This window comes from Variovorax rhizosphaerae (assembly GCF_037889975.1).
GTDB lineage: Bacteria > Pseudomonadota > Gammaproteobacteria > Burkholderiales > Burkholderiaceae_C > Variovorax > Variovorax rhizosphaerae.
Genome location: NZ_JBBKZT010000001.1, coordinates 430,437 through 455,631 on the forward strand (window position 1 = coordinate 430,437; position 25,195 = coordinate 455,631).

A 25,195-nucleotide genomic window follows, 5' to 3' on the forward strand; every position below is an offset into this window, starting at 1 on the left:
TTTTTAGGTTGGACTGGGAGAGGCGACGGCCATCCTAGCGGGTTTGCCGCACGGGCTTGTCCTACGGGCCTTCGCGGGCGCGGCTGTCCTGGGGTGAGCGCACGCAAACCTACGCTCCATGTACCGCGGACGTTCGTGCCGCCACAAGGAGATGGGTCATGTTGAAGTACGCCATTGTTTTCGCGATCATTTCGCTCGTCGCCGGGGCATTCGGATTCACCGGCGTTGCGGCGGGCGCCGCCGGTATTGCCAAGGTGCTGTTCGGCCTGTTCCTCATCCTCGCGGTGGTGTTCCTTGTGCTTGCCGCACTGGGCGTCGGCGCGGCCAAGAAAGCGCTGCGCTGAATGCACTACTCGAACATTGAAACCGTCCTCGCCTATGAGGTGACCGGCCCCTCGCACATGCTGCTCAATATCGAGGCCGCACGATGCAGCGGCCAGTCGGTGCTGAGCGAGGAACTGGTGGTGGAGCCACCGTTGAAGCTGAATGCCTTCTGCGACGAGGGGAGTGGCAACCGGTTCATACGTTTCGACGTGGACCCCGGGCCGCTCACGATCCGCTATCGCGCCGTGGTGCAGCGTTCTCCGGTGATATTGCCCGAGCAGCTGGGCGAGGTGCCGGTCAACGAAGTGCCCGACGCGGTGCTGCACTACCTGATGCCGACGCGTTATTGCGAATCGGACCTGATGTCGCGCGCAGCCCAGCAACTGTTCGGCCACTTGCCGCCGGGCATCGGTCGGGTGCAGGCGGTGGTCGACTGGATCCACGAAAGCATCACCTATGAGCCGGGCACGAGCACGTCGACCACGACGGCGCAGGAAGTCTTCGTGCAGCGTGCGGGGGTGTGCCGCGACTTTGCGCACCTGGGCATCACGCTGTGCCGGGCGCTGAACATCCCGGCCCGGCTGGTGGTCGGCTATGTCTTTTTCGACGAACCGCCGCAGGATTTCCATGCCGTGTTCGAGGCTTGGCTGGGTGGGCGCTGGGTGCTGTTCGACGCGACCCGGATGGCGCCGGTGGACCGGCTTGTGCGCGTGGGGACCGGTCGCGATGCGAAGGACGTCGCCTTCTGCACCATCTTCGGCCCCGTGGGCATGACCGACAAGAAAATCATCGTTCGCGAGTACCAAGACGAGAGCGCGCCGCCGCTGCGTGAGCCGGCGCCGACGGGTGAACTGGTGGGCATCGAGAAGCCGGTGGCGGTGATGCCACGCACCGACGGGTCCGATGCAGCGGCGCATTCGCTGGAGACGACGGGCTGAGCAGACCCCTCGCCTGCGTTCCTGACTTTTTCGAGGCCGGGGGGCTTGTCCGGTCTTGCTCCTCGGAGAGCCCGGTGGAGGTGCACATCGGCTTGGAATCGAGGGGTCGGGTCGAGGGCGCTTGTCTCGTCCCTGCTGCGCACGTCCCCCAGCGAGATGCCGCGCTTGCTGCGATTGGTCCACTTCGGGCATCGGCTTGATCGTTCGCTCGGCAGCAAAGTTCTCCGTCACGCTATCAAATTGATAGCGTTTGAGGCGCGCCTGAAGCGCATCGGGACACGCTTCCATTCGCGCCGACAGCGGCGGGCCGCTTGACCACGCGAGAGGCAGAAGACGGGGTGCCCGACTAAAATTGATGCCCCGTTCTGCCGCGCCCCTCCTGTGCGCCTGCTCCCATGCTCTACCCTGAAGAATTCGATGTGATCGTCGTTGGCGGCGGCCATGCCGGTACCGAGGCCGCCTTGGCCGCGGCCCGCATGGGCGCAAAGACGCTGCTGCTCAGCCACAACATCGAGACGCTGGGGCAGATGAGCTGCAACCCGTCGATCGGTGGGATCGGCAAGGGGCACCTGGTCAAGGAAGTGGATGCGCTCGGCGGCGCGATGGCCATCGCGACGGACGAGTCGGGCATCCAGTTCCGCATCCTCAATTCGAGCAAGGGGCCAGCCGTGCGCGCGACCCGGGCGCAGGCCGACCGTGTCCTGTACAAGGCTGCGATCCGTCGCCGCCTGGAGAACCAGCCGAACCTGTCGTTGTTCCAGCAGGCGGTCGACGACCTGATGGTGGAGGGCGATCGCGTGGTCGGCGCCGTGACGCAGGTCGGCATCGCCTTCCGCGCGCGCACGGTGGTGCTGACGGCTGGCACATTCCTCGACGGCCGCATTCACGTCGGCCTCGACAACTACCAGGCCGGCCGCGCGGGCGACCCGCCAGCGATCAGTCTCTCGGCACGGCTCAAGGAACTGAAGCTGCCCCAAGGCCGCCTCAAGACCGGCACGCCGCCGCGACTCGATGGCCGCAGCATCGACTTTTCCAAGTGCACCGAGCAACCCGGAGACGGCATGCCCGGCGGCACGACGACTGCGCTGCCGGTGTTCAGCTTCATGGGCAGCATCGACATGCATCCGCAGCAGATGCCGTGCTGGATCACCCACACCAACGAGCGCACGCACGAGATCATCCGGTCCGGTTTCGATCGCAGCCCGATGTTCACCGGCAAGATCGACGGCGTCGGGCCGCGCTACTGCCCGAGCGTGGAAGACAAGATCAATCGCTTCGCCGACAAGGAAAGCCACCAGATCTTCCTGGAACCCGAAGGGCTCACGACCAACGAGTACTACCCGAACGGGATTTCCACTAGCCTGCCCTTCGACGTGCAGTACAAGCTGGTGCGTTCCATGGCCGGTCTGGAGAACGCGCACATCCTGCGCCCCGGCTATGCGATCGAGTACGACTACTTCGATCCGCGCGCGCTCAAGTCCAGCTTCGAGACGCGGGCGATCCAGGGCCTGTTCTTTGCGGGGCAGATCAACGGAACGACCGGGTACGAGGAAGCGGCGGCGCAGGGCTTGTTCGCCGGCATCAATGCTGCACTGCAATGTCGGGGCGAAGAGACCTGGTTACCACGTCGGGATCAGGCCTATTTGGGCGTGCTGGTCGATGACCTCATCACCAAGGGCGTGACGGAGCCTTACCGGATGTTCACGAGCCGCGCCGAATTCCGGCTGCAACTTCGCGAGGACAACGCCGACATGCGGTTGACCGAGGAAGGGCGGAAGTTGGGCCTGGTGGACGACGCGCGCTGGGATGCCTTCTCGCGCAAGCGCGACGCTGTTTCACGTGAAACACAGCGGCTGAAGTCGATCTGGGTGAACCCGCGCAACTTGCCTGCCACTGAATCCGAGCGGGTCCTCGGCAAGGCCATCGAGCATGAGTACAACCTGGCGGACCTGTTGCGTCGGCCGGATGTGAGCTACCAGTCGCTGATGTCGCTGGACGGCGGAAAGTACGCAGCGGAGGAGGGCGCGACCCTGGGCGCGACCGAAATCGAACAGATCGAGATCGCCGCCAAGTACTCGGGCTACATCGACCGCCAGCACGACGAGGTGCAACGCGCAGCGCATTTCGAGAATCTGAAGATGCCCGCCGACTTCGATTACAGCCAGGTCACCGCATTGAGTTTCGAGGCCCGGCAGATCCTCGGGAAGCATAGGCCTGAAACCCTGGGGCTGGCGTCACGCATCTCCGGCATCACACCCGCAGCCATTTCCTTGCTGATGATCCATCTGCGCAAGGGCGGCCATCGCGCCTTCACGACAGCCGCTGCCGAGATCGCGGAATGACGCAGGTCGCCGCATTGCACGCGGGTGCCGCCGCGTTGGGACTGACGTTGACCGAGCGGCAATCAGAGCGCCTGCTGGCCTACGCCGCGCTGATCTTGAAATGGAACAAGGTCTACAACCTCACGGCCTTGCGCGATCCCGCGCTGGTGCTGTCGCACCACCTACTGGACAGCATGGCGGTGATCGAGCCGCTCCGGCGCGAGCGACCCACCAAGGGAAACCTGCTCGACGTTGGCGCGGGTGCCGGCCTGCCCGGCGCGGTCATTGCGATCCTGCGGGACGACATCGATGTGAGCTGCCTCGATGCCGTGGCCAAGAAGGCCGCCTTTGTGCAGCAAGTGGCCGCCGAACTGAAGTTGCCCAATCTGCACGGCGTCCATGCGCGGGTCGAATCGCTGGAAGGGCAGTACGACATCGTGAGCTCCCGCGCCTTCGCCTCACTGCCGGATTTCTTCAATGGCTCTGTGCAACTGCTCGCCCCCGGCGCACGCTGGATGGCCATGAAGGGCAAGGTGCCGACCGACGAACTGGCTGCCTTGCCTCCGGGTGTGGATGTGTTTCACGTGGAACATTTGACTGTTCCGGGCTTGGACGCAGAACGCTGCATCGTCTGGGCACGCGAGAAAGCAACAGTTGTCGACTGATTTTTGACGGGAAGCGCCTCGGGTTGGGCGTGTGCGCGGCCGCTGCGGCATCACCCTTGCGTACACTCGACGCTTTCATCCCCCAGGCAGATTTCCCATGTTCGGCATTGCTGATTACGGCGCGTTCGTCGCGGCCATTGTTTTGTTTCTCGCCATCCCCGGACCGGGCAATCTGGCACTGATCACGTCCACCAGCAAGGGCGGCATCCGTGGCGGCATGGCGGCTACCTTCGGCTTGATCGCGGGTGACCAAGTGCTGATGTGGGCCGCGGTAGCCGGCATCGCGGCCCTGTTGACTGCTTACCCCACCGTTTTTCACGCCGTCCAATGGCTCGGCGCTGCCTATCTGGCCTGGCTGGGCGCCAAAATGCTGCTGGCCAAGCCCGGCGCTGCCCCGATCCTGAACATCCGTCCACGCCAGTACTTCAGCCAGGCGTTCACCATCACGCTGCTGAACCCGAAGGCGATCGTCTTCTACATGGCGTTCTTCCCGCTTTTCATCGACCCGGCCAAGCATCAAGGCATGCTGACCTTCGGCGTCATGGCCTTGACGGTCGCCGGTCTGACTTTCATCTACGGCCTCGGCGCTGTCTTGCTGACGCACTTTTTCGCTGAACGGCTGCGCGCCAATCCGCGCGTCTCTTCGAAGCTCCAAAAGCTGGCCGGCATTTTCCTGATCGGCTTCGGCGTCAAGCTCGCCGCTTCCAGCTGATGACGCAAAACCTTCAGCGACAGGCAACCTGCCGCATCTGTTCCCCTGCATGCCGGACGCCGAGTCACCAGACCGGCGAGCCCGCCACAGCAGAATCCATGATCCCTCGCGACCCCACGCAACACGGCCCCACCACCGAGCCGGGAAGAGAACACTGATGGCCCGCATCTTCTGCATCGCCAACCAGAAAGGCGGCGTCGGCAAGACGACCACCACGGTCAATCTTGCCGCCGGCCTGGCCAAGGTCGGCCAGCGCGTCCTCATGATCGACCTCGACCCGCAGGGCAATGCGACCATGGGTTCGGGCATCGACAAGCGCCAGCTCGAACTCACCGTCTACGACGTGCTGCTCGAATCCGCGACCGTGGCCGAGGCCCGCATCACCGCCGACAAGTGCGGCTACGACGTCCTCGGCGCCAACCGTGAATTGGCCGGCGCCGAAGTGGAAATGGTCGCCATCGATCGCCGGGAAAAGCGCCTGCGCACCGCGCTCGCCGCCGTCGGCGCCGAGTACGACTTCATCCTGATCGACTGCCCGCCCAGCCTGAGCCTGCTCACGCTCAACGGCCTGTGCGCCGCGCACGGCGTGATCGTGCCGATGCAGTGCGAGTATTTCGCGCTCGAAGGCCTGACCGACCTGGTCAACACCATCAAGCAGGTGCATGCCAACCTCAACAAGAACCTGCAGATCATCGGCCTGCTGCGCGTGATGTTCGACCCGCGCATCACGCTGCAGCAGCAGGTGGCCGAACAACTGAAGTCGCACTTCGGCAACAAGGTGTTCGACACCGTGATCCCGCGCAACGTCCGCTTGGCCGAGGCGCCCAGCTACGGCTTGCCCGGCGTGGTGTTCGATCCGTCGGCCAAGGGCAGCCAGGCCTTCCTGGCGTTCGCGCAGGAGCTGGTGGTCAAGATGCCGGGCGCCAGTGCCAGCGCCAACGTCGGTGCCACCGCCTCCGCGCCGGCGCCAGTGGTTGCGCCGCAGCAATCGGTAGCCCCACCGGCGGCCACGGAAACTCCCGCACCGAACGACGTCCAGTGACCCGGCCCGTCCTCCCGGCTTTGTCTCGAGCCGCATGGCGGCCCCGTGGCGGTCAGCCCCCGGCGACGAGGGACGCCCTGTTCGCCACTGGCCACGTCCGCTATCAATTTCATAGCAAATGACCACTTCCTCGATCTGGCTGTTGCCCGGCTGGCAGAACAGCGACGCACCCCACTGGCAAAGCCGCTGGGAGGCCATGCATGGCGATCACCGTGTCGAGCAGCACGACTGGATGTGCCCGCTGCGCGGCGACTGGCAAGTCCGGCTTGAAGAAGAATTGCTGGCCGCCCCGGCGCCGGTCACGCTGGTCGCCCACAGCCTGGGCTGCATTCTCGTCGCCGCGTGGGCCTCGCACTCGCGCAACACGGCCAGGGTGCGCGCTGCATTGCTGGTCGCACCCGGCGACCTGGAGCGCGACGATCTGCGCCAGATGATCCCGGGTTGGGCGCCCATCGTGCGCCAACCGCTGCCATTCCCGTCGATCCTGATCGCAGCCAACGACGACCCGTACTGCGCGCAAGACCGCTCGCGCCAGATGGCGGCCGACTGGGGCGCGCGCTTCGTCGACGCCGGGCCGGGAGGCCACCTCAACGGTGAATCCGGCCTGGGCGACTGGCCCGAAGGCCGCAAGCTGCTCAACGAATTGCTTGAAAAAGAAGGAATGAAATGACCCGCCCCTGCGTGCATCGCCTCGTGCATCTGCCCTCCTGGCCAAAGGTGGCCTGACATGGTCACCAAGAAACCCAAGGGCCTCGGCCGCGGTCTTGAAGCACTGCTCGGCCCGACGGCCAGCGAATCCGGCGAGCCCCAGCCCGAAGGCGGCGCCGCGCAGAACCCCAGCACGCTCCTGCTCGACCAGATGGTCCCGGGCGTCTACCAGCCGCGCACGCGCATGGACGAAGGCGCGCTGTACGAGTTGGCCGAGAGCATCAAGGCCCAGGGCATCATGCAGCCGATCCTGGTGCGCCGGCTCGACGCAGCGTCGGCGGCGGCCAAGAGCGCCGAATACGAAATCATCGCCGGCGAGCGCCGCTACCGCGCGGCCCGTCTCGCCGGCCTGGACAGCGTCCCGGTGCTGGTGCGCGACGTGCCAAACGAATCGGCCGCCGCGATGTCGCTCATCGAGAACATCCAGCGCGAAGACCTGAACCCGCTGGAAGAGGCGCAGGGCCTGCAGCGCCTGGTCTCCGAATTCGGCCTGACCCACGAACTCGCCGCCCAGGCCGTCGGCCGGTCGCGCAGCGCCGCCAGCAACCTGCTGCGCCTGCTCAACCTGGCCGAGCCGGCGCAGGCCATGCTGATGGCCGGTGACATCGACATGGGCCATGCCCGCGCGCTGCTGTCGCTCGACAAGGCCATGCAGATCACCGCGGCCAGCCAGATCGCCGCGCGCAAGCTGTCGGTGCGCGAGGCCGAGGCGCTGGTGAAGAAGCTCGGCGCCGACTTCAGCCTGTCCTCGCCGCGCGCCCGGAACCACGAGGAAAAGTCGCGCGACCTGCTGCGCGTCGAGGAAGAACTGGCCGACCTGCTGATGGCCGAGATCGAGGTCCGCATCAAGAAGAAGAGCAAGCGCGGCGGCAAGGTGGCGCAGAGCGGCGAGCTGGCCATCCATTTCGGCTCGATCGAGGCGCTGAACGGGTTGATCGACCGCTTTCGCGGGATGGCGTAGGTCGCTCGCGCGGCCTTCCGGCGACTGACCTGGTCGAGCGTCCAAGATGCCCTGGACCTTTGCGCATCCCGCCGCCGTGCTGCCGCTCAGGCGCCTCACGGGGGAGGGCAGGCTGTCCTTCGCAGTCCTGGTCGTCGGGAGCATGAGCCCGGACTTCGATGCAAGGACGAATCTTTTCAGACTGCTGGTGCTGGAGATCATCCATGCGACCACGGCCTTCCTCCTCTTCCTGTCGTGCGCGGCGCTGTGGTTCAACAAGCAGCATGGCGACGCCTGATCCCGCCAAACCATGCTCGACCACATCTTCCTCACCGTCAGCGATCCCGCTCGCTCGATCGCCTTCTACGAGACGGCGCTCCAACCACTCGGCATCGCGCATGTGCTCGACTACGACGGCAAGGACGGCCCCCAAGGGCATCCCGACCTCAAGGGCTTCGGGCGGGACGGCCGCGTGTTCTTCTGGCTGCGGCAGGGCAATGCGGACCCGAGGGCAGTGCATGTCGGCTTCGTCGCCAACAGCCAGGCCCAGGTGAACGCGTTCCACGAGGCCGCCATGCGCGCGGGCGCGACCGACAACGGCAAGCCCGGCGCGCGTCTTTACTACGATCCGCGCTACTACGCCGCGAGCGTCTTCGATCCTGACGGCTACAGCCTCGAAGCGGTCTACAAAAGCTGGCAACACGACTGACCGTGCGGGCTCCTGATGCTCTACAAGCTGAAAATCTTCCCCGGATTCATGATGTTCTTCGGATCGAGCGCCCGCTTGATCGTGCGCATCATGTCCACGGCACCGGCACCGGCCTCGGTGACCAGGAAGTCCATCTTGTGCAACCCCACGCCGTGCTCGCCGGTGCAGGTGCCTTCCAGCGAGAGCGCGCGGCTCACCAGGTCGTGGTTCAGCTTCTCGGCCTTCACACGTTCCTCGGGGATGTTCGGGTCGATCAGGTAGCCGAAGTGGAAGTTGCCGTCGCCGACATGGCCGACGAGGAAGTAGGGGATGCCGCTGGCGTCCGTCTCGGCCACGGACTCGAGCAGGCAATCGGCCAGCCGCGAGATCGGCACGCAGGTGTCCGTCGAGATCACGCGGCAACCCGGCCGCGACTGCACCGCCGCGAAATAGCTGTTGTGCCGCGCCGTCCACAGCCGCGTGCGCTCCTCCGGCGTGCTGGCCCATTCGAAGGCGTTGCCGCCGTGGTCGCTGGCGATTTCCTGCACCGTCTCGGCCTGCTCCTTCACGCCGGCCGGCGAACCGTGGAATTCCATCAGCAGCATCGGCTCCTCGCGCAGGCCGAGCTTGGCGTAGGCATTGACCATGCGCACCGCGTTCACGTCGATCAGCTCCACGCGCGCGATCGGCACACCCAGCTGGATGATCTGGATGGTCGTGCGCACGGCCGCCTCGATGCTCGGGAAGGAGCAGATCGCGGCCGACACAGCCTCGGGCAGCGGGTAGATGCGCAACGTGATCTCGGTGACCACGCCGAGCGTGCCTTCGCTGCCGACCATCAGGCGCGTGAGGTCGTAGCCGGCCGAGGACTTCTTGGCGCGCGTGCCGGTGCGGATCACCTCGCCGCTGGCCGTCACCACTTCGAGGCCCAGCACGTTCTCGCGCATGGTGCCGTAGCGCACCGCGTTCGTGCCGCTGGCGCGCGTGGCCGTCATGCCGCCGATGGAGGCATCGGCGCCCGGATCGATCGGGAAGAACAGGCCGGTGCTCTTGATTTCCTCGTTGAGCTGTTTGCGCGTGACGCCGGGTTGCACCGTCACGGTCAGGTCGGCGTCGTTGACCGACAGCACCTTGTTCATGCGCTGCAGGTCGATGCTGATGCCGCCCTGCACGGCGAGCAGGTGGCCTTCCAGCGACGAGCCGACACCGAAGGGAATCACCGGAACGCTGTAGTCGCTGGCCAGCTTCACGGCGTCCGCCACGTCCTGCGTGCTCTCGGCGAAGACCACGGCCGCGGGCGGCGGCGCGTCGAAGGAAGACTCGTCGCGGCCATGCTGCGTGCGCACCGCCATGGCCGTCGAGCAGTTGGCGCCGAAGCGGTCCTTGAGCGCGGCGATCAACGCATCGGGCACATCGCGCAAGGCAATCTCGGGCGTCAGGTGGGCGAGGGCGGCAGGGGCGTTCATCTTTGCGTCTCCAAATGTGGGGGCCTCCCGGCGTCGCGGCGGGCAGGCAGCGGCTGGCGGTCTACCATTCTAGGAACCGCACTCCAGAAAGCTACCCACATGGGCAATCGCCTCACACAGATCGCCACGCGCACCGGCGACGACGGCAGCACCGGCCTCGGCGACAACACGCGCGTGTCCAAGGACCACCTGCGCGTGCATGCGATGGGTGACGTCGACGAACTCAATTCCAACATCGGCCTGCTGCTCTGCGAGCCGATGCCGGACGCGGTGCGCGAGTTGCTGGTCGACGTGCAGCACCAGTTGTTCAACCTCGGCGGCGAGCTGTCGATGCCCGGCTTCACGCTGCTCAAGCCCGATGCGCTGCTGCAACTCGACAACGCATTGGCCACGCACAACGCCACGTTGCCGCGGCTGGCCGAATTCATCCTGCCGGCCGGCACGCGCGCCGCTTCGCATGCGCATGTGTGCCGCACCGTTGCGCGGCGTGCGGAGCGCGCGGTGGTGGCGTTGGGGCAGGGCGAGCAACTCAACGATGCGCCGCGCCAGTACCTCAACCGGTTGAGCGACCTGCTGTTCGTGCTGGCCCGTGTGCTGAACCGCGTCGACGGGGGCGATGACGTGTACTGGAAGAGCGAGCGTCTCGCGCGCGCGCAGGCCCAGGAATAGAGCCTCTAACCGGCGATTTGCGAGACGCGGCATGGCAGGCACTTGCGAACGGCCTGTTGCAGTTGACGGACCCGAATTGATGAATGCGGGAACCGAACGAAGGAGGCCCAAGGGCTCGAAGGTCTCAAAAATCCAGAATGGAAATGGAAGGCGTTCTGCGACTTCTGTGCTCCCTTGGCTTCTTCTGCGCTTGGTTGTCCGATCCCGAATTCAACCCTTCGTCTCGCGCCCCCGTCCCGGCTCCGGCAACGCCGGCGAGGGCCCGAACTCATCGAGCGCATCGGCAATGCGCCCCGCCGAGCCGAAGGAGAGCGTGAAGCCCAATGCCCCATGCCCCGTGTTGAACAGCAGGTTGCGCGGCGCGCCGGGCAGATGGCCCACGATCGGCAGGCCGGTTGGCGTTGCGGGTCGCATCCCGGTCCAGGGATTCAACTCCGCGAAGTCGCTGCAGTTCGGAAACACCGCGCGCGTCGAGGCCACCAGCGACTCGATGCGCGCCGCCGGTATCGACGCATCCGCGCCGACCAGCTCCGCCATCCCGGCCACGCGCAACCGTTGGCCGAGCCGCGCGAACACCACCTTGTGCGCGCTGTCCGTCACGCTCACCGTGGGTGCCGCGCCGGGCGTCTCGTCCACCGCCAGCGTGATGCTGTAGCCCTTCAGCGGATACACCGGCAGCCGCACGCCGAGCCGTTGCGCCAGCGCATTCGACGCGCTCCCCAATGACAGCACGAACGCATCCCCGTCGACTGCGCCGCGCGAGGTCGTCACCGCGCTGATGCTGTCGCCGCGCAAGGCAAAGCCGTCGATCGTCTCGCCCAGGATGAAGTGCACGCCGCGCGCCTGCAGCGCATCGACCAGCGCGATGCAAAGCTTGAGGCAATCGGCAGCGCACTCGCTTTCCGTGTAGACCGCGCCGGCGATCTCGTTGCGCACGGTGACGAGCGCGGGCTCGATCACAATGCACTCGTCGGGCGACACGATGCGCTGCGGCGCGCTGCCCAGTTCGCTCTGCAATTCGACCTGGCGCGCGGCGCCGTCGAGGGCGGCCTGGCTGCGGTAGATCACCAGCTTGCCCGTGGCCGAGAAGTCGCAGTCGGGTTGCAGCGTGGCCATCATCGACTCGAATCCCGCGCGGCTGCGCATCGCAAGCGCCAACAACTGCTCGGTGGTGCTGCGCGAAGTCTCGGCATTGCACGCGCCCAGGAACTCCAGTCCCCAGCGCCACTGCTGCGGATCGAGCTGTGGGCGCAGCTTGAGCGGCGAGGTGCGCGAGAGCAGCAGCTTCGGCAACTGCGCCCAGATCGACGGATCGGCCAGCGGCTGCACGTACGAATAACTCAGTTGCGCGCCGTTGCCGCCGCTGGCGCCATGGCCCGGCGCTGCCCGGTCGATCACCGTGACCGCGTGGCCGCGCAACGAAAGTTCCCACGCGGCGGCAAGGCCGACGATGCCGGCGCCGAGCACTGTGACTTGCATGAGGGGGTTCGACGTCCTTTTGTAGGTGGGTTGCTGCCCGCCACTGTAGCCGCCGGCGCACCGGTTCGGGAAAAGGAGGGGGCGGGCCGTCGCGCTTCGCTCCTAGACTGACCGATCACTGACCATCGCCACATCCTGAAGGGAACCTGCCACATGAAGATTTCTGCCGTGACCTCCGCCCTGGTATTGCTGGGCCTCGCCAGCCTCGCGGGAGGCGCCCAGGCGGCCGACACGCTCGCCAAGATTGCCGCAGCCAACAAGATCTCGCTCGCGTACCGCGAATCGTCGGTGCCCTTCAGCTACCTCAACGGGCCGGAGAAGCCGATCGGCTTCTCGGTCGACATCGCCAACGCCGTCGCTGCCGAGGTCAAGAAGAAGCTCAACAAGCCCAACCTCGAAGTCGGCCTCATGGCCGTGACCTCGCAGAACCGCATCCCGCTGATCACCAACGGCACCATCGACCTGGAGTGCGGTTCCACGACCAACAACACCGCGCGCGGCAAGGACGTGGCCTTTGCCATCAACCACTTCTACACCGGCACGCGCCTGCTCGTGAAGAAGACCTCCGGCGTCAAGAACTATGCCGACCTCAAGGGCAAGAACGTTGCCATCACCGCCGGCACCACCAACATGCAGGTGGTGCGCAAGTACAACGAGGAGAAGAAGCTCGGCATCGACATCATCTCGGCCAAGGACCATGCCGACGCGCTGCTGCTGGTCGAAAGCGACCGTGCGACCGCCTTCGCGATGGACGACATCCTGCTGTTCGGCCTGCGGTCCAATGCCAAGTCACCGGGCGACCTGGAAGTGGTCGGCGAGTCGCTGCAGGTCGAACCTTACGCCTGCATGCTGCCCAAGGACGACCCGCAGTTCAAGGCGCTGGTCGACGGCGTCATCACCGGGATGATGAAGTCGGGCGAATTCGCCAAGCTCTACGACAAGTGGTTCATGCAGCCGATCCCGCCCAAGAACCAGCCGATCGGCCTGCCAATGAGCCCGCAGTTGCAGGACAACATCAAGGCACCGAACGACAAGCCCGCCACTTGAAGGCTCAAAACCTTCCACTGCGGCCATCGATCCCGAGCCGCTGCGGTTGGCTCCGGCATGACAAGCGCCAAGCGCCGATGTCAGCCTCTGCAGCACTTTCGTGGTCACCGTACTGAGGTCGGTTCCGCTCGGCGAACCGGCCTCCCGGAGGTGCCCTTGCTACGAAATTCTTCACACTTTCAGAGCCTGTACGGATCGTTTCCTCCGGCGGCGCGCCGGGACGGTTTGAGCACAGGCCGGCACGCGGCCTCGCTAAACCCCTTTAGGCGAATTGCATACTTGTGATCTACATTTGAGGGAGTGTTAAGGGAGCGCTAACCAACGTGCGCCAGCCGATGGCCGTGAGGTTTCCAAAGGACGCTCTTGCCGGTTGCAGCCCTTTCACTCCCCCGCGCCGAGGGCGCCAACCACTTCCGCATGGAGCGGCAGAAGGGCATTCTGTCGGCCGGCAACGGCGAAAACGTCCATGTCTCATTGGGCGAGCGCAAGGTGGTCGAGCGTGGCATCGACTATCGCCGATCGCCTGCCGCCCCCACCGGCTTCATCGACCGCGAGGAAGCCACGGGCATCGTCATCGGTTCGCTGCAGATCGGCCTGGCCTCGGTCGAGGTCACCGGTGAGCACGGTATCGGCAAGAGCTGGATGCTGTGCCGCGCGGGCGCCGAGGCGCAATCGCTGTTCGCCGATGGCGTGATACGCGTGGCGCCCGGCACCTTCGGCGGCTCCGACCTGCTGCAAGCCTTGTTCGAAGCGTTCTACGGCGTCGAGGAACGATGCCGTCCCGCGCGGCGCGAGTTGCGCGAGCGGTTCGTGGCCACGCGGGCACTGCTGCTGGTCGACGACGCGGCGCTCGATGACACAGCCCTCGAACAACTGCGGGACGTGGCGCCTGGCTGCGCGGTGCTGCTTGCCACGCACCAACCGCGGCTGCAACGCGATGCCGGCCCCATCGTGCTGGGCGGATTGTCCGCCGCCGACTCGATGACCCTGCTGGAACGCCTGCGTGGCGCGCCCATCGCCGGCGCCGACCTCGCCGGGGCGCTGAACCAGTGCCAAACGATGGGCGGCCACCCCGAGCGGCTTTCGCGAAGCAGCCGAGCCGATCCGGCATCGCTGCAGGGGCTCGACGCAAGCTCGCGTGGGGTGCTCGACATGCTGGCAGCGTTCCACCCTCAGCCCGTGCAGGCCGCGGTGATCACGGATCTCAGCGGCAGGCGCGATGCACTGACCGCGGTCGAGGCGCTGATCGGTGCCGGTTGGGTCTACCAGGACGACGGCGAGGTGCGGCTGATGCCGCAAGTGGTGGCAGCCCTGCAGGCGCCGCCGGTGCTCGCGAGCCAGCGGCGGATCGACGGGCTGGTGCGCCTCGCGCACCGCGCCGGCCGCCACCCGCGCGCCATGGACTCGGGTCTGGTCTCGTTGCCATTGCTGTGGTCAGCGCTGGATGCCGCGCGCAAGGCGCACGCATGGCTGGACGTGATGGCGATCGTGCGCGCGTGGGATGTCCCGCTGGTCCTTGCCTGCCGGTGGGACGCGGCCAAGCGTGCGCTCGACTGGCATGCCAAGGCCGCCTGGAAACTCGGTGACGAGCGTGAGCGTGCCTGGGCGTTGCATCAGCGCGGCACGCTGGAACTGGCGCAAGGCTATCCCCCGCTGGCCGCCCAGCTGTTGCGCGAATCCTTTGACCTGGCCGAGCAAGTGGAAGACCATGCGCTGGCCGCGTCGGCCCGCTACCACCTCGGTTGGCTCACACCCGAGGCGCCCCCCGAAGGCTGGGCCAGCACCTCCGGGCCGGTGCCCCTGGCGGCCAGCGACCCTTTCGAACGGACGGTGGGTCCGCCTTCACCCATGCCAGCGTCATGGCACATGGCGCCGCACGCGTCGGCGCGGTCGCTCGCCGCCCAGGTGGCGCTGGCGTGCGCGATCGGGCTCGCCGGGGCGCTCACGGTCGCGGCGGTGCTGCGCATGGCGGATGCGCCAGTCAGTTCGACGGCGGTGGGGGAAGAGACGGCGACGGGTCTGACCCGGACTTCGGTGGATGTCGCCAATCCGGGGCGCTAGCCAGTGCGGTGGCCGGGAACGAATCCCCAGGGACCGACACAGGCCCCGGGTGAAAGTCGGCGGCGCCCTGGGCGCTCAGATCGACGTTGGAGCCAGCTGGGCGCGCACGTTGCGACCGGTGATCGTCAGTCGCAAGCCGCCGCCGTGCCATTCAAGCCAGTTCAGCGCCACGTAGGCCTCGATGTCGTCGGCATCGATCAGGTCTGCGTGCCGCTGCTTGAGCCGGTCCACCGTCTCCGGGAGGGCCTGCCTGAGCCGTTCACGTTGTGCTGCCCGCTCATTCGCTTCTTCGAGCGACTTGGACGCGCGAGAAATTGCTGCCATTGCTTGTCCGTTCTGGAACCTGTAATGAGAACCCCAATGTACGCCGTACAAGTTGCCGGCGTATTCTTTTTTCTGACAGTGGAAACTTCCAGTACGCAAACCGTGTAGCAAGTTACGCGGATGCCTTCTCCGCGCCGGCCCGCTTCGCGCTCTCCTCGTCGTAGAGCTCCTTCTTGGAGAGCTTGCCGACGGCGGTCTTGGGGAGTTCGTCGCGCACGTCGATCTCGCCCACCATTTCATGCTTGCCCAGGCGATCTTTCAGGAAGGCCTTGAGCGACTCGAGGGTCAGCGGCTCGGCGCCGGCCTTGAGCTTGATGAAGGCCTTCGGCGACTGGCCGCGGTACGGGTCGGGAACACCGATCACCGACACTTCCTCGACCGACGGGTGCTCGTAGATCGCCTCCTCGATGGTGCGCGGGTAGACGTTGAAGCCGCCGCACAGGAGCATGTCCTTGGTGCGGTCGACGATGAAGACGAAGCCGTCCTCGTCCATGATGGCCACGTCGCCGCTGCGGAAGAAGCCGTCGCTGGTCATGCTGCTCTGGGTGGCGCTGTCGTTGTGCCAGTAGCCCTTCATCACGTTCGGGCCGGAGATGCACAGTTCACCGCGCTGGCCGGTCGGCACCTGCTCGTCGGGGTTGTCCAGGCTGCGCATCGACAGGGTGATGCCCGGCAGCGGCATGCCGCAGGAACCCGCCTTGCGACGGCCGCGCGCCGGCGTGAAGCTGCCGGTGGGCGAGGTCTCGGTCATGCCCCAGCCTTCGTTGAGGTTGCAGCCGGTCATCGCAAAGAACTTCTGCGCCACCTCCACCGGCAGCGGCGCGCCGCCGGAGCCGCAGGACTTCAGCGAGGTCATGTTGATTTCCTTCGCCTTGGGATGGTTGGCGATGGCGGTGTACATGGTCGGCACGCCGGCGAACATGGTGATCTTCTTGGCCTCGAATTCCTTCATCACGGTCTCGAGGTCGAAGCGGGTGTGCAACACGATTTCCGCGCCGAGCTTGATGCCCATCAACATGTTGACGGTCAGCGAATAGATGTGGAACAGCGGCAGCACCGCGAGCACGCGCTCCTCGCCGAAGTTGACGATCGGGTCGTCGCCGGAGAGGCTCTCGACATACTGGCTGCAGGCGGCGGTGAGGTTGCCGTGCGTGAGCATCGCGCCCTTGGGCAGGCCGGTGGTGCCGCCGGTGTATTGCAGCACCGCGACCGTCTCAGCCGGATTCCCGAAGGGGTGCGTGACGTACTGGCCGTCGTTGTCGAGCAACTGGGCGAAGCTCATGTGGAAGTCGTCGGTGGCCACCGGCGCCAGCATCTTGCCGGCTTCCATCTGCGCGCGGATCGGGCCGGGCGCGGCCGAGTACTCGGGCAGCGTGCCGACCACCAGCTTCTTCAGCCGCGAATGGCCGAGCAGGCGCGACATCTGCGGATAGAGCAATGCCAGGTCGAGCGTGACGAGGATGTCGGTCTCGCTGTCTTCCACCTTGTGCTCCAGCACGCGTTCGGCATCGAGCGGCGAATAGTTGACCACCGTGCCGCCGGCCTTCATCACGCCGAAGAAGGCGATCGGGTAGTGCGGCGAGTTAGGTAGGTACAGGCCGACATGAACGCCCGGCTTGACGCCCAGCTTCTGGAATCCACAAGCCGCATGGTCGACCATCGCGCCGAATTCACGGTACGCAATGCGGCGGCCCATGAAGTCGAGAAAGGGCCGGTCCGGCCAGCGCGCGATCGCATCGTCGAGCAGTTGCTGCACCGGCGAGATCGTGAGCGGGGCATCCCATCGGATGCCTGCAGGATACGAAGAGGTCCAGGGGTGATCGTTGTTGGCCATTGCTTGTAGTCTCCTTGGGATGTTTTTCTAGCGGGAAATGGAGCCCGTGTCAGCGGATGCTGCCGCCGGGCGCCGAGTCATGAAGTCAGCGCGTGGGAGCGTTTCGCGCGGTGTGGTTGGCAATGCCTTCGATCACCGGCGGCCAGAGCGACACCGGAAGGGCATGGCCCATGGTGGGCAGGCGAAGGATCTTCGAATCAGGAATGGCCGCGGCCACGTCGATGCCGGCTTCCACCGGCACCAGGGGGTCGGCGTCGCCGTGGATCACCAGCGTCGGCACATGCGTCTTGTGCAGCGCCGGCTTGCGGTTGCCCGAGGCGAAGATCGCGGCCAGCTGGCGCGCCGTGCCGGCCGGGTTGAGCCCGCGTGCGAAAACGGCGCGGGCGCGGTCGGCGTCACGTGCCTCGTCTTCGGGAAAGGAGTGCGGCCCGCGCAAAACGCGCCACACCTTGGCGTAATGGGGAATGAAGGCTTCCAGCGTGGGCGGCGCCGGGGTGAACAGCACGGCCAGCGCCTCGGGCGTGGGCGGTGGCAGGGCGGGGTCGCCGGTGGTCGACATGATGCTGGTGAAGGACAGCATGCGCCCCGGGTGATGGATCGCCATTTCCTGGCCGATGGCGCCGCCCATCGACGCGCCGACCACATGGGCGCGGGCAATGCCCAGCGTGTCCATCAGGCCGGCCACGTCGTCAGCCATGTCGCGCAACGTGTAGGGCACCGTGAAGCTCTGGCGTGCCAGCGCCTTCATCATCAGCGCCTGCACGTCGGGCACGCCGAGCTGCGGGAATGCGGTCGACAGACCGACGTCGCGATTGTCGAAGCGGATCACATGCGCGCCGGCCGCGGCGGCCAGGTGCGCGCAAAACACTTCGTCCCACGCGATCATCGAGGCGCCGAGCCCCATGACCAGCAACAAAGGCGTCGCGCCCGGGTCGCCGAAGCTGTCCCAGGCGAGTTCGACGCCGTTGGCTTTCGCGAAGTTCGGACGACTCACTTGCCGCCGGTCTTGAGCAGGTCGCTGACTTGCTTCACGTTGTCGTTGATGCGGTCACGCACCACGTTGAAGGCATCGGCTTGCGACTTGGCGGCCAGTTCGGCCAGCTCCTTCATGTCGGCCAGCGCCTGCTTGAAGGCAGCGCGGCCCAGTTCGTCGAGCTTGGCCAGGTTTTCCTTCGGGTCCTTGCCCGGCATTTCCTTGACGGCGGTTTGCCACTCGCCGATGGAGCTCTTGAGCATCTCGGCCTGGCGCTGCACCACGGCCTGCAGGCCCTTGTAGGACTTCTCGTTGGCCTCGACCAGTGCCTTGAGGTCCTTGCGGCCGTTGTCCAGCAGGGCACTGGCCGCGCCTTGCAGGTTCACATTCTTGAACGTATCCGGCACGCCCGGCAGCTTGAGGCCCTTGAGCTTCTCGACCGCGCCCTTCAAGGGCTTGGTCATCGCTTCCTGCATGTCCTGCACCGCATTGACCGCAGGTGCGGCGGCCTTCTTGGCGGAAGCGGCTTTCCGGGGGGCGGATTTCTTTGCAGTTGCCATGGCGTATGTCTCCTCTGGATGTTGATGAAATGGGGTGACACGATACGCTGAGAGCGAACATTCGTGGAGCCTCATCGGCAATTTTTTGCATCGGGGCTTTCCCGCTGTCGCGCCCGGGACTGGCTGGCGCGAAGCGCTCCCGCCAAAAGCAACGACGCCCGCGAGCGCATGGCTGGCGGGCGTCTGTTGCTATCGAAACAGCAGCTTGCGCACTGGGCAGGCATCAGCGCGCGGGCGACATCGCCTCGGGCAATTCGATCTTGACCTCCAGCACTTCGAGATCGTCCTGCCGTTCGAGGTTCACCTTGATGTCCTCGGGCTTGATCGACACGTACTTGGAGATCACGGCCACCAGCTCGCGCTGCAGGTCTATCAGGTAGTCGGGCCGGCTGCTGCGGCCGCTGCGCTCGTGGGCCAGGATGATCTGCAGCCGCTCCTTGGCAACAGTTGCCGTCTTCTTCTTTTCGCCGAGCAGGAACGAGAGAAAAGACATGGCTTATCTCCCGAAGATGCGCTTGAAGAAGCTCGGCTTCTGCGCTTCGGTGAACCGCAGCGGCCGGTCTTCGCCGAGGAAGCGGGCGACGACGTCGGTGTAGGCCTCGGAGACGTCGGTGCCCTTGTCATGGATGGCCGGGATGCCCTGGTTCGACGCGTTGAGCACCGTCTCCGATTCGGGCACCACGCCGATCAGCTTGATGCGCAGGATGTCCTGGATGTCCTCCAGCGACAGCATCTGCCCGCCGGCCACGCGGTTCGGGTTGTAGCGGGTGATGAGCAGGTGTTCCTTGATGGGTTCCTTGCCCTCGATCGCGCGCTGGGTCTTGCTGCTGAGGATGCCGAGGATGCGGTCGGAGTCGCGCACCGAGGAGACCTCCGGATTGGTCACGACCAGCGCCTCGTCGGCGAAGTGCATGGCCATCAGCGCCCCGGTCTCGATGCCGGCGGGGGAGTCGCAGACGATGTAGTCGAACTCCATGTCGGAGAGGTCCTTCAGCACCTTCTCGACGCCCGCCTGCGTGAGCGCGTCCTTGTCGCGCGTCTGCGAGGCGGCCAGCACGAACAGGTTGTCGCACTGCTTGTCCTTGATCAGCGCCTGGTTCAGGTTGGCCTCGCCCTGGATCACGTTGATCAGGTCGTACACCACGCGGCGCTCGCAACCCATGATGAGGTCGAGGTTGCGCAGGCCGACGTCGAAGTCGATCACTGCCGTCTTCTTGCCCGCCAAGGCGAGTCCGGATGCAAAGCTCGCACTCGTGGTCGTCTTGCCGACGCCGCCCTTGCCCGAGGTCACCACCACTATTTTGGCCATCTAACTTTCCTTCTGAATTCTCAAATGCTGTTGGTTCGGGATGCGTTCCTGACGGGCCGCCTCCGGTTCATATGGGCTTGATCACGAGTTTCTTGTCGTCGAGGCTGATCTGCGCCGCCTTGCCGGCCACCCCGGCCGGAAACGGCACCTCGGCGGTGCGGTAGATGCCGGCGATGGCCACGAGCTTGGCTTCCAGGCAGGTCGTGAAGATGCGCGCCGCCGTGTTGCCGCGGGCACCTGCAATTGCCTTGCCACGCAACGGTGCATAAACGTGCACGTTGCCGTCGGCGATGACTTCGGCGCCATCGCTGACCACGGCGGTCACGATCACGTCGCCGCCGCGTGCATACACCTGCTGGCCGGAGCGCAGCGGCTTGTCGATGACCAGGGTGCCGTTCGCAGGCACCGGCACCTCGCGCACGATCTGCGGCGCGGGGCTGGGTGCTTCGGCGGGCGGCGAGGAGCGGGGCGGCGGCGCGACCGGCATGGCCGCGATCGACAGGCCCGCGGCGCGTGCGGCCTTGTTCTGCGCGTCGCTCCCGCCGCGCACCGCGATGGGCTGCGTCTGGTGGCGCGCCAGCAGGGTGCGCAAGGCGGCGAAATCGAGCGTCGCCACGGCTTCCTCGGCCGGCAGGTGCGAGAGGTCGATGACCACCGGCTCCTGCTCGAAGAAATCGGGAGAGTCCGCCAACTGTGCATCGATGGCCTCGGTGAGCACGGCCAGGTTGGCCGTCTTGAGGATCACCGCAATCAGCGGAAGCGTCGCGCTCTTGAATTCGAAAACCGCACGAGTGCGCGCGGCGGATGCATCTGCCATGTAAAACGTCGGTGCGGAAAGCGGACAAGTCTAACGGGCGCCGAGGGGAGGGCGGCGACTGTTGCGCTTGGTTTTAAATTCGGGCGCGGTCGGGGCGGGAGCATGCAGGCCGGAAGACGCAGGGACCCTGCGCACCCGCGCGTCGCCGTGCACGATCGGCCCGGGACGTGCCAATTGACTTCCAGATCCCGCATGCGGTAAACCCTAGTCGCGGCGGCGACGCGGAAGTGCTCCACTTTCGTGGCTGTGCTCTCAGAATGCCCCCTTGTGGTCATATCAACCAGGGAGTGCCTTTGAAACTCAACCTCAACGATGTCCTGCCATTCAGGAACATCTTCGGCAAGACCCCGGACGAGCGGCGGCCTTCCAGGCTGCTGATGTTGCTCGAGGGGCGGGCGTTGCTGGAATTTTCGACCCTCCCGCTGGCCCTGCCCTGGCTCATGTCGCGCGTGCCGAAAGGCGACGGGCATGCAGTGCTGGTGCTGCCGGGGATGATGGCCGACGACAACTCCACCATTCCGCTGCGCCGCTTCCTGGCGTCGCGCGGCTATCAGACCTCCGGCTGGGGCCAAGGTCCCAACCTGGGTCCGCGCCGGGGCGTGCTGACCCAGTTGCGCCAGACGCTCGCCGACCTGCATGCGCAGTCCGGCCGCAAGGTCAGCATCGTCGGATGGAGTCTGGGCGGCGTGTACGCCCGGGAGATGGCCCGCGAGTCGCCCGGCAAGGTGCGCCAGGCCATTTCGCTCGGCAGCCCGCTCTATGGCCACCCGGACAGCAGCAGCAACGCGTCGCAGCTCTACAAGTTCGTCAGCGGGCGCAACGATGTTGATCCGGGCGAGCGCGGTGACGGTCCGCCCCCGGGCGTGCCCATGACGGCCATCTTCACGCGGGCGGACGGCATTGTCGGCTGGGGCTGCAGCATCGAGAAGAAAGGGCCACTCAGCGACAATATCGAGATCGTCGGTGCGTCGCACTCCGGTCTCGGGGTGCATCCGCTGGCGCTTTATGCCATCGGCGATCGATTGGCGCAGTCGGAAGATGGATGGAAACATTTCAAGCCGACCGGCCCCGAACGCGCCTTGTATCCCGCCGAGAGCCCATCGCGTTGAGCGAATTGCCCGCGGCCCAACCAATCATTGCGAACAGAAAAGACAACCCATGAAACACCTGAGCGGACTCGACTCGACTTTCCTGCACCTTGAAACCCCCGAGATGCCGATGCACGTCGGCTCGCTGAACGTGCTCGACCTGCCCGAGGGCTACGAAGGCGATTTCTTCGAGGACGCGAAGGCCAACATGCTGGCCCGCATCCACCTGGCCGACGTGTTCACGCGCAAGCTGGCGCTGATGCCCTTCGACCTGTCGAACCCGGTGTGGGTGGAAGAGGACGACCTCGACATCGACCACCACTTCCGCCACATCACGCTGCCCAAGCCCGGCAGCAACCGGCAGCTGCAGCAGGTGGTGGCGCGCTTGCATTCGGCGCTGCTGGACCGCAGCCGGCCGCTGTGGGAGTTCTACATCATCGACGGCTTGAAGAGCGGCCAGGTCGGCCTCTACACCAAGGTGCACCATGCGGGCATCGACGGGCAGGCCGGCGTCGAGGTCGGCAAGGCGATCTTCGACACCGCGCCCACGGGCCGCGTGATCAAGCCGCCGCGCGTCAAGCCGCGCGGCAACAAGTACCAGCTCGGCATGGCCGAGCTCGCGAGCGCGGCGATGAAGAACACGGTGCAGCAGTACGTGAAGCTGTTCAAGATGGCGCCGGCGTTGGGCAAGGCCATCGCGGGGCTGGCCAAGCCGGTGGAAAGCGCCGAGGGCAAGGAAGCCAAGTCGGCGCCGAAGAAGTTCAACCTGTTCGCGCCGCGCACGGTGCTGAACGTCGCGATCACCAACCAGCGCACCTTTGCCGGCCGCACCATCCCGCTGGCCGAGACCAAGGCAATCGGCAAGCACTTCGGCGTGTCGCTGAACGACGTGGTGATGGCCACGGTGTCCGGTGCGTTGCGCAACTTCTTCAAGGACACCAACGAGCTGCCCGAGCAGTCGCTGGTGGCCGGCGTGCCGGTGAGCACGCGCGAGGCCGGCGACGACACGGCCAACAACCAGGCCAGCATGATCCTGGTGAGCCTGGCGACCGACATCAAGGATCCGATCGAGCGCATGCGCGCCATCAACACCTCGTCGACCTCGGCCAAGGGTGTGATGAACCGCTTCAAGTCGGTGATGATCGACGACTTCCCGATGTTCGCCGCGCCCTGGCTGATGTCGGGCATGGCGACGATGTACGGCCGCTCGGGCCTGGTCAACGTGCTGCCGCCGATGGCCAACGTGGCGATCTCCAACGTGGCCGGCGCGCCCTTCCCGATGTACTTTGCGGGCGCGTATGTCACCTGTTACTACCCGGTGTCGATCGCCAGCCACGGCACGGCGCTGAACATCACGGTGCAGAGCTACAACGGCCGCATGGACTACGGCCTGATCGCCTGCCGCCGCGTGCTGCCGGACCTCACCGACCTGGGCGACTACATGCTGGCCGAGCACCGCATGCTGCTGGAACTGACGAAGATGCTGCCAGGCGATGCACCCTCCGCCGGCTCCGCCGCCAAGGCCGCGGCTGCGAAGACGGCGGTGCCGCATGCTGCGCCTGAAGTGGCGACGGCGAAGACGGAAGCCGTCGAGGCACAGGCGATCGAGCCGGTGAAGTCTGCCGCTGCGAAGAAGCCTGCGGCCAAGAAGGCGCGCGTGAAGAAGGCTGCGGCGCCGGAGCTTCCCGCTCCAGCGGCACCCGCGAAGAAGGCCCGATCGCGCAAGCCGGCTGTCAAGGCCGATGTCACTGCCGCTGCCGAATAAAGTCATCTACCAGCAAGAACGGCGCCCCATCGAGGGCGCCGTTTTCATTGGGGGCGCGTGTGGCGTAGCCGCTTGTGCAGATTTGCAGTTGAGCGCAGGACGTTGGCGTGCTCGCAGACAGCGCTGCAGCACGGCAAGGCGCTTCAACGCCGCCATGCGGTCGACGGCAATGCCGTATCAGGGCCCGGCTGCGTGGCCGATGTCCTCCGCCAGTGCAAGCTCCTCGCCCGCCTCGCGTGCCTCACGTGTTTCGGCAATCACGCCCAGGTCGCGCAGCTTGGCAATCGCCGCGTCATCGAAGCCCGCTTCGCGCAGCAGCGCGTCGTTGTCCTGCCCCATGCAGGGCGCGGCGCGTTGCGGCAACGTGACGCCCGGCACGCGGATGGGGTTGGCGATCATGCGGGCGGCGCGGCCGTCGTCATACGCGTAGTCGACCACTCCGTCGCGCTCGTGCACGAAGGGGTTCTCCAGCGCCTGCGCCACGTCGAACACCGGCGACACCGGCACCTTGCCGGACAGCTTGTCGATCCAGTGGGCCGTGGGCGCCTGCATCAGCGCGTCGTCGAGCAGGCGCGTCACGCGGTCGCGGTTGGCAAGGCGCACGGCGAACGTGGCGAGCTGCGGGTCGGTTGCCCATTCGGGATGCCCCAATTCGCGCGCCAGGATCGGCCAGAACTTTTCCTTGTTGCACATGATGAAGAGCCAGCCGTCCTTCGTGCGGTAGAGCTGGCTCGGGACCAGGCTCGGATGCCCGCTGCGCGCGGTGCGGCCGGTGACCACGCCGGCATTGAGGAACCAGGTGCCGGGGTAGTTGAGGTTGTGCAGCGCGACGTCGAACAGCGAGGTGTCCATGTCCAGCCCGATGCCGGTCTGCCGCGCGCGCGTCACGCCGGCCAGCAGCGCGAAGGCCGCGACCAGGCCGGTCATGAGGTCGATGATCGACAGGCCGTAGCGCGTGGGCGGGCCCTCGGGCTCGCCGGTCAGCGTGAGGTGGCCGGCCTCGGCCTGCATGAGGTAGTCGTAGCCCGGCCAGGCCCGGCGCGAGCCCTCGCGGCCGTAGGCGGACAGGTGCGTGCAGACGATGGCCGGGTTCACGTCCTTGAGCGCGGCGTAGGTGAGGCCGAGCTTGACCGGCAGGTCGCCGCGCAGGTTGTCGAGCACCGCGTCGGCACCGGCCGCGAGCTTGCGGAACGCGGCCATGCCCTCGGGATGCTTGAGGTCGAGCGTGATGCTGCGCTTGTTGCGGTTGAAGGTCTGGAAGAAGTGGCTGTCTTCCTCGCCGAAGAAGTGCGGGCCGACATGGCGGCCGACGTCGCCGCCGTCCTTGTGGTTCTCGACCTTGATGATCTCGGCGCCGAGGTCGGCCAGGTAGGAGGTGCCGAAGGGGCCGGCGCCGTATTGCTCGACGGCCAGCACGCGCAGGCCGGCGAGGGGAAGGGTGGAGGTGGGTTGTTTGGACATGGCG

At 66.2% G+C, this 25,195-nt stretch carries 25 protein-coding genes; 15 read left to right on the forward strand and 10 right to left on the reverse strand.

The window, feature by feature from the left end; all coding sequences use genetic code 11:
* The first annotated feature begins 158 nt into the window (after positions 1 to 158).
* The 10 genes from WKW82_RS01925 (at position 159) to WKW82_RS01970 (ending at position 8,359) form a co-directional block, all read left to right on the forward strand.
* Positions 159 to 344, forward strand: a complete 186-nt coding sequence (locus tag WKW82_RS01925; protein WP_340340552.1) for a DUF1328 domain-containing protein — start codon at positions 159 to 161, stop codon at positions 342 to 344.
* Entirely contained in the window at positions 345 to 1,262 is a 918-nt protein-coding gene (locus tag WKW82_RS01930) for a transglutaminase-like domain-containing protein (protein ID WP_340340553.1), read from the forward strand.
* Between the two features lie 395 nt (positions 1,263 to 1,657).
* Positions 1,658 to 3,604 (forward strand): tRNA uridine-5-carboxymethylaminomethyl(34) synthesis enzyme MnmG, encoded by a 1,947-nt coding sequence (gene mnmG, locus WKW82_RS01935; RefSeq protein WP_340340554.1) that lies wholly within the window; start codon positions 1,658 to 1,660, stop codon positions 3,602 to 3,604.
* Complete coding sequence (gene rsmG / locus WKW82_RS01940) at positions 3,601 to 4,248, forward strand: 16S rRNA (guanine(527)-N(7))-methyltransferase RsmG (RefSeq protein WP_340340555.1); 648 nt, start codon at positions 3,601 to 3,603, stop codon at positions 4,246 to 4,248. Before mnmG ends, rsmG begins: the two co-directional genes overlap by 4 nt.
* A gap of 97 nt (positions 4,249 to 4,345) precedes the next feature.
* Entirely contained in the window at positions 4,346 to 4,960 is a 615-nt protein-coding gene (locus WKW82_RS01945; protein WP_340340556.1) for a LysE family transporter, read from the forward strand.
* Between the two features lie 157 nt (positions 4,961 to 5,117).
* Positions 5,118 to 6,002: a ParA family protein gene (locus WKW82_RS01950; RefSeq protein WP_340340557.1), complete on the forward strand. Its 885-nt coding sequence runs from the start codon at positions 5,118 to 5,120 to the stop codon at positions 6,000 to 6,002.
* Positions 6,003 to 6,120: 118 nt separating this feature from the next.
* Positions 6,121 to 6,672, forward strand: coding sequence for an RBBP9/YdeN family alpha/beta hydrolase (locus tag WKW82_RS01955; RefSeq protein ID WP_340340558.1), 552 nt, complete (start codon positions 6,121 to 6,123; stop codon positions 6,670 to 6,672).
* 57 nt (positions 6,673 to 6,729) lie between these two features.
* Positions 6,730 to 7,671 (forward strand): ParB/RepB/Spo0J family partition protein, encoded by a 942-nt coding sequence (locus WKW82_RS01960; RefSeq protein ID WP_340340559.1) that lies wholly within the window; start codon positions 6,730 to 6,732, stop codon positions 7,669 to 7,671.
* Between the two features lie 46 nt (positions 7,672 to 7,717).
* Positions 7,718 to 7,948: a DUF4184 family protein gene (locus WKW82_RS01965; RefSeq protein ID WP_340340560.1), complete on the forward strand. Its 231-nt coding sequence runs from the start codon at positions 7,718 to 7,720 to the stop codon at positions 7,946 to 7,948.
* A 12-nt stretch (positions 7,949 to 7,960) separates the two neighbouring features.
* Positions 7,961 to 8,359: a VOC family protein gene (locus WKW82_RS01970; RefSeq protein WP_340340561.1), complete on the forward strand. Its 399-nt coding sequence runs from the start codon at positions 7,961 to 7,963 to the stop codon at positions 8,357 to 8,359.
* A gap of 20 nt (positions 8,360 to 8,379) precedes the next feature.
* Here the strand turns inward: WKW82_RS01970 and WKW82_RS01975 are convergent, their stop codons facing one another.
* Complete coding sequence (locus WKW82_RS01975) at positions 8,380 to 9,804, reverse strand: FAD-binding oxidoreductase (protein ID WP_340340562.1); 1,425 nt, start codon at positions 9,802 to 9,804, stop codon at positions 8,380 to 8,382.
* Between the two features lie 99 nt (positions 9,805 to 9,903).
* Here WKW82_RS01975 and WKW82_RS01980 point away from each other — a divergent pair, with 99 nt between their 5' ends.
* The gene (locus WKW82_RS01980) at positions 9,904 to 10,473 is read left to right on the forward strand and encodes a cob(I)yrinic acid a,c-diamide adenosyltransferase (RefSeq protein ID WP_340340563.1); all 570 of its coding nucleotides are present in this window, start codon (positions 9,904 to 9,906) and stop codon (positions 10,471 to 10,473) included.
* Between the two features lie 210 nt (positions 10,474 to 10,683).
* Here WKW82_RS01980 and WKW82_RS01985 read toward each other — a convergent pair whose 3' ends face one another.
* Positions 10,684 to 11,952, reverse strand: a complete 1,269-nt coding sequence (locus tag WKW82_RS01985; RefSeq protein WP_340340564.1) for a D-amino acid dehydrogenase — start codon at positions 11,950 to 11,952, stop codon at positions 10,684 to 10,686.
* A 153-nt stretch (positions 11,953 to 12,105) separates the two neighbouring features.
* Here WKW82_RS01985 and WKW82_RS01990 point away from each other — a divergent pair, with 153 nt between their 5' ends.
* Together WKW82_RS01990 and WKW82_RS01995 are read left to right on the forward strand one after the other, a co-directional pair.
* Positions 12,106 to 12,999 (forward strand): transporter substrate-binding domain-containing protein, encoded by an 894-nt coding sequence (locus WKW82_RS01990; RefSeq protein WP_340340565.1) that lies wholly within the window; start codon positions 12,106 to 12,108, stop codon positions 12,997 to 12,999.
* A 363-nt stretch (positions 13,000 to 13,362) separates the two neighbouring features.
* The gene (locus WKW82_RS01995; protein WP_340340566.1) at positions 13,363 to 15,060 is read left to right on the forward strand and encodes an ATP-binding protein; all 1,698 of its coding nucleotides are present in this window, start codon (positions 13,363 to 13,365) and stop codon (positions 15,058 to 15,060) included.
* Between the two features lie 75 nt (positions 15,061 to 15,135).
* Here the strand turns inward: WKW82_RS01995 and WKW82_RS02000 are convergent, their stop codons facing one another.
* From WKW82_RS02000 to minC, 7 genes are all read right to left on the reverse strand, one after another.
* On the reverse strand, positions 15,136 to 15,384 hold the full coding sequence (locus tag WKW82_RS02000) for a hypothetical protein (protein ID WP_340340567.1): 249 nt from the start codon (positions 15,382 to 15,384) through the stop codon (positions 15,136 to 15,138).
* Positions 15,385 to 15,496: 112 nt separating this feature from the next.
* Positions 15,497 to 17,218 carry a long-chain-fatty-acid--CoA ligase gene (locus WKW82_RS02005; protein ID WP_340340568.1) on the reverse strand — a complete coding sequence of 574 codons (1,722 nt, stop codon included), beginning with the start codon at positions 17,216 to 17,218 and terminating at the stop codon, positions 15,497 to 15,499.
* Between the two features lie 85 nt (positions 17,219 to 17,303).
* Positions 17,304 to 18,212 carry an alpha/beta fold hydrolase gene (locus WKW82_RS02010; RefSeq protein ID WP_340340569.1) on the reverse strand — a complete coding sequence of 303 codons (909 nt, stop codon included), beginning with the start codon at positions 18,210 to 18,212 and terminating at the stop codon, positions 17,304 to 17,306.
* Positions 18,209 to 18,751 carry a TIGR01841 family phasin gene (gene phaP / locus WKW82_RS02015; RefSeq protein WP_340340570.1) on the reverse strand — a complete coding sequence of 181 codons (543 nt, stop codon included), beginning with the start codon at positions 18,749 to 18,751 and terminating at the stop codon, positions 18,209 to 18,211. Before phaP ends, WKW82_RS02010 begins: the two co-directional genes overlap by 4 nt.
* A gap of 223 nt (positions 18,752 to 18,974) precedes the next feature.
* Complete coding sequence (minE, locus tag WKW82_RS02020) at positions 18,975 to 19,244, reverse strand: cell division topological specificity factor MinE (protein ID WP_340340571.1); 270 nt, start codon at positions 19,242 to 19,244, stop codon at positions 18,975 to 18,977.
* A 3-nt stretch (positions 19,245 to 19,247) separates the two neighbouring features.
* The gene (minD, locus tag WKW82_RS02025) at positions 19,248 to 20,060 is read right to left on the reverse strand and encodes a septum site-determining protein MinD (protein ID WP_340340572.1); all 813 of its coding nucleotides are present in this window, start codon (positions 20,058 to 20,060) and stop codon (positions 19,248 to 19,250) included.
* Between the two features lie 67 nt (positions 20,061 to 20,127).
* On the reverse strand, positions 20,128 to 20,877 hold the full coding sequence (gene minC, locus WKW82_RS02030) for a septum site-determining protein MinC (protein WP_340340573.1): 750 nt from the start codon (positions 20,875 to 20,877) through the stop codon (positions 20,128 to 20,130).
* A gap of 167 nt (positions 20,878 to 21,044) precedes the next feature.
* On the opposite strand from minC, the gene WKW82_RS02035 reads away from it, so the two are divergent.
* Together WKW82_RS02035 and WKW82_RS02040 are read left to right on the forward strand one after the other, a co-directional pair.
* Positions 21,045 to 21,986: an esterase/lipase family protein gene (locus WKW82_RS02035; RefSeq protein ID WP_340340574.1), complete on the forward strand. Its 942-nt coding sequence runs from the start codon at positions 21,045 to 21,047 to the stop codon at positions 21,984 to 21,986.
* Positions 21,987 to 22,035: 49 nt separating this feature from the next.
* A complete protein-coding gene (locus WKW82_RS02040) occupies positions 22,036 to 23,730 on the forward strand; it encodes a WS/DGAT/MGAT family O-acyltransferase (RefSeq protein WP_340340575.1) in 1,695 nt (564 codons plus the stop codon).
* A 177-nt stretch (positions 23,731 to 23,907) separates the two neighbouring features.
* Here the strand turns inward: WKW82_RS02040 and WKW82_RS02045 are convergent, their stop codons facing one another.
* Complete coding sequence (locus WKW82_RS02045; RefSeq protein ID WP_340340576.1) at positions 23,908 to 25,191, reverse strand: CaiB/BaiF CoA transferase family protein; 1,284 nt, start codon at positions 25,189 to 25,191, stop codon at positions 23,908 to 23,910.
* Positions 25,192 to 25,195: the final 4 nt, after the last annotated feature.

Excerpts from the sequence above, each read along its gene's own strand:
- WKW82_RS01925 (WP_340340552.1), top strand. The coding sequence starts at position 159 with ATGTTGAAGTACGCCATTGTTTTCGCGATCATTTCGCTCGTCGCCGGG.
- WKW82_RS01930 (WP_340340553.1), top strand. The coding sequence starts at position 345 with ATGCACTACTCGAACATTGAAACCGTCCTCGCCTATGAGGTGACCGGC.
- mnmG (WP_340340554.1), top strand. The coding sequence starts at position 1,658 with ATGCTCTACCCTGAAGAATTCGATGTGATCGTCGTTGGCGGCGGCCAT.
- rsmG (WP_340340555.1), top strand. The coding sequence starts at position 3,601 with ATGACGCAGGTCGCCGCATTGCACGCGGGTGCCGCCGCGTTGGGACTG.
- WKW82_RS01945 (WP_340340556.1), top strand. The coding sequence starts at position 4,346 with ATGTTCGGCATTGCTGATTACGGCGCGTTCGTCGCGGCCATTGTTTTG.
- WKW82_RS01950 (WP_340340557.1), top strand. The coding sequence starts at position 5,118 with ATGGCCCGCATCTTCTGCATCGCCAACCAGAAAGGCGGCGTCGGCAAG.
- WKW82_RS01955 (WP_340340558.1), top strand. The coding sequence starts at position 6,121 with ATGACCACTTCCTCGATCTGGCTGTTGCCCGGCTGGCAGAACAGCGAC.
- WKW82_RS01960 (WP_340340559.1), top strand. The coding sequence starts at position 6,730 with ATGGTCACCAAGAAACCCAAGGGCCTCGGCCGCGGTCTTGAAGCACTG.
- WKW82_RS01965 (WP_340340560.1), top strand. The coding sequence starts at position 7,718 with ATGCCCTGGACCTTTGCGCATCCCGCCGCCGTGCTGCCGCTCAGGCGC.
- WKW82_RS01970 (WP_340340561.1), top strand. The coding sequence starts at position 7,961 with ATGCTCGACCACATCTTCCTCACCGTCAGCGATCCCGCTCGCTCGATC.
- WKW82_RS01975 (WP_340340562.1), bottom strand. The coding sequence starts at position 9,804 with ATGAACGCCCCTGCCGCCCTCGCCCACCTGACGCCCGAGATTGCCTTG.
- WKW82_RS01980 (WP_340340563.1), top strand. The coding sequence starts at position 9,904 with ATGGGCAATCGCCTCACACAGATCGCCACGCGCACCGGCGACGACGGC.
- WKW82_RS01985 (WP_340340564.1), bottom strand. The coding sequence starts at position 11,952 with ATGCAAGTCACAGTGCTCGGCGCCGGCATCGTCGGCCTTGCCGCCGCG.
- WKW82_RS01990 (WP_340340565.1), top strand. The coding sequence starts at position 12,106 with ATGAAGATTTCTGCCGTGACCTCCGCCCTGGTATTGCTGGGCCTCGCC.
- WKW82_RS02000 (WP_340340567.1), bottom strand. The coding sequence starts at position 15,384 with ATGGCAGCAATTTCTCGCGCGTCCAAGTCGCTCGAAGAAGCGAATGAG.
- WKW82_RS02005 (WP_340340568.1), bottom strand. The coding sequence starts at position 17,218 with ATGGCCAACAACGATCACCCCTGGACCTCTTCGTATCCTGCAGGCATC.
- phaP (WP_340340570.1), bottom strand. The coding sequence starts at position 18,751 with ATGGCAACTGCAAAGAAATCCGCCCCCCGGAAAGCCGCTTCCGCCAAG.
- minE (WP_340340571.1), bottom strand. The coding sequence starts at position 19,244 with ATGTCTTTTCTCTCGTTCCTGCTCGGCGAAAAGAAGAAGACGGCAACT.
- minD (WP_340340572.1), bottom strand. The coding sequence starts at position 20,060 with ATGGCCAAAATAGTGGTGGTGACCTCGGGCAAGGGCGGCGTCGGCAAG.
- minC (WP_340340573.1), bottom strand. The coding sequence starts at position 20,877 with ATGGCAGATGCATCCGCCGCGCGCACTCGTGCGGTTTTCGAATTCAAG.
- WKW82_RS02040 (WP_340340575.1), top strand. The coding sequence starts at position 22,036 with ATGAAACACCTGAGCGGACTCGACTCGACTTTCCTGCACCTTGAAACC.
- WKW82_RS02045 (WP_340340576.1), bottom strand. The coding sequence starts at position 25,191 with ATGTCCAAACAACCCACCTCCACCCTTCCCCTCGCCGGCCTGCGCGTG.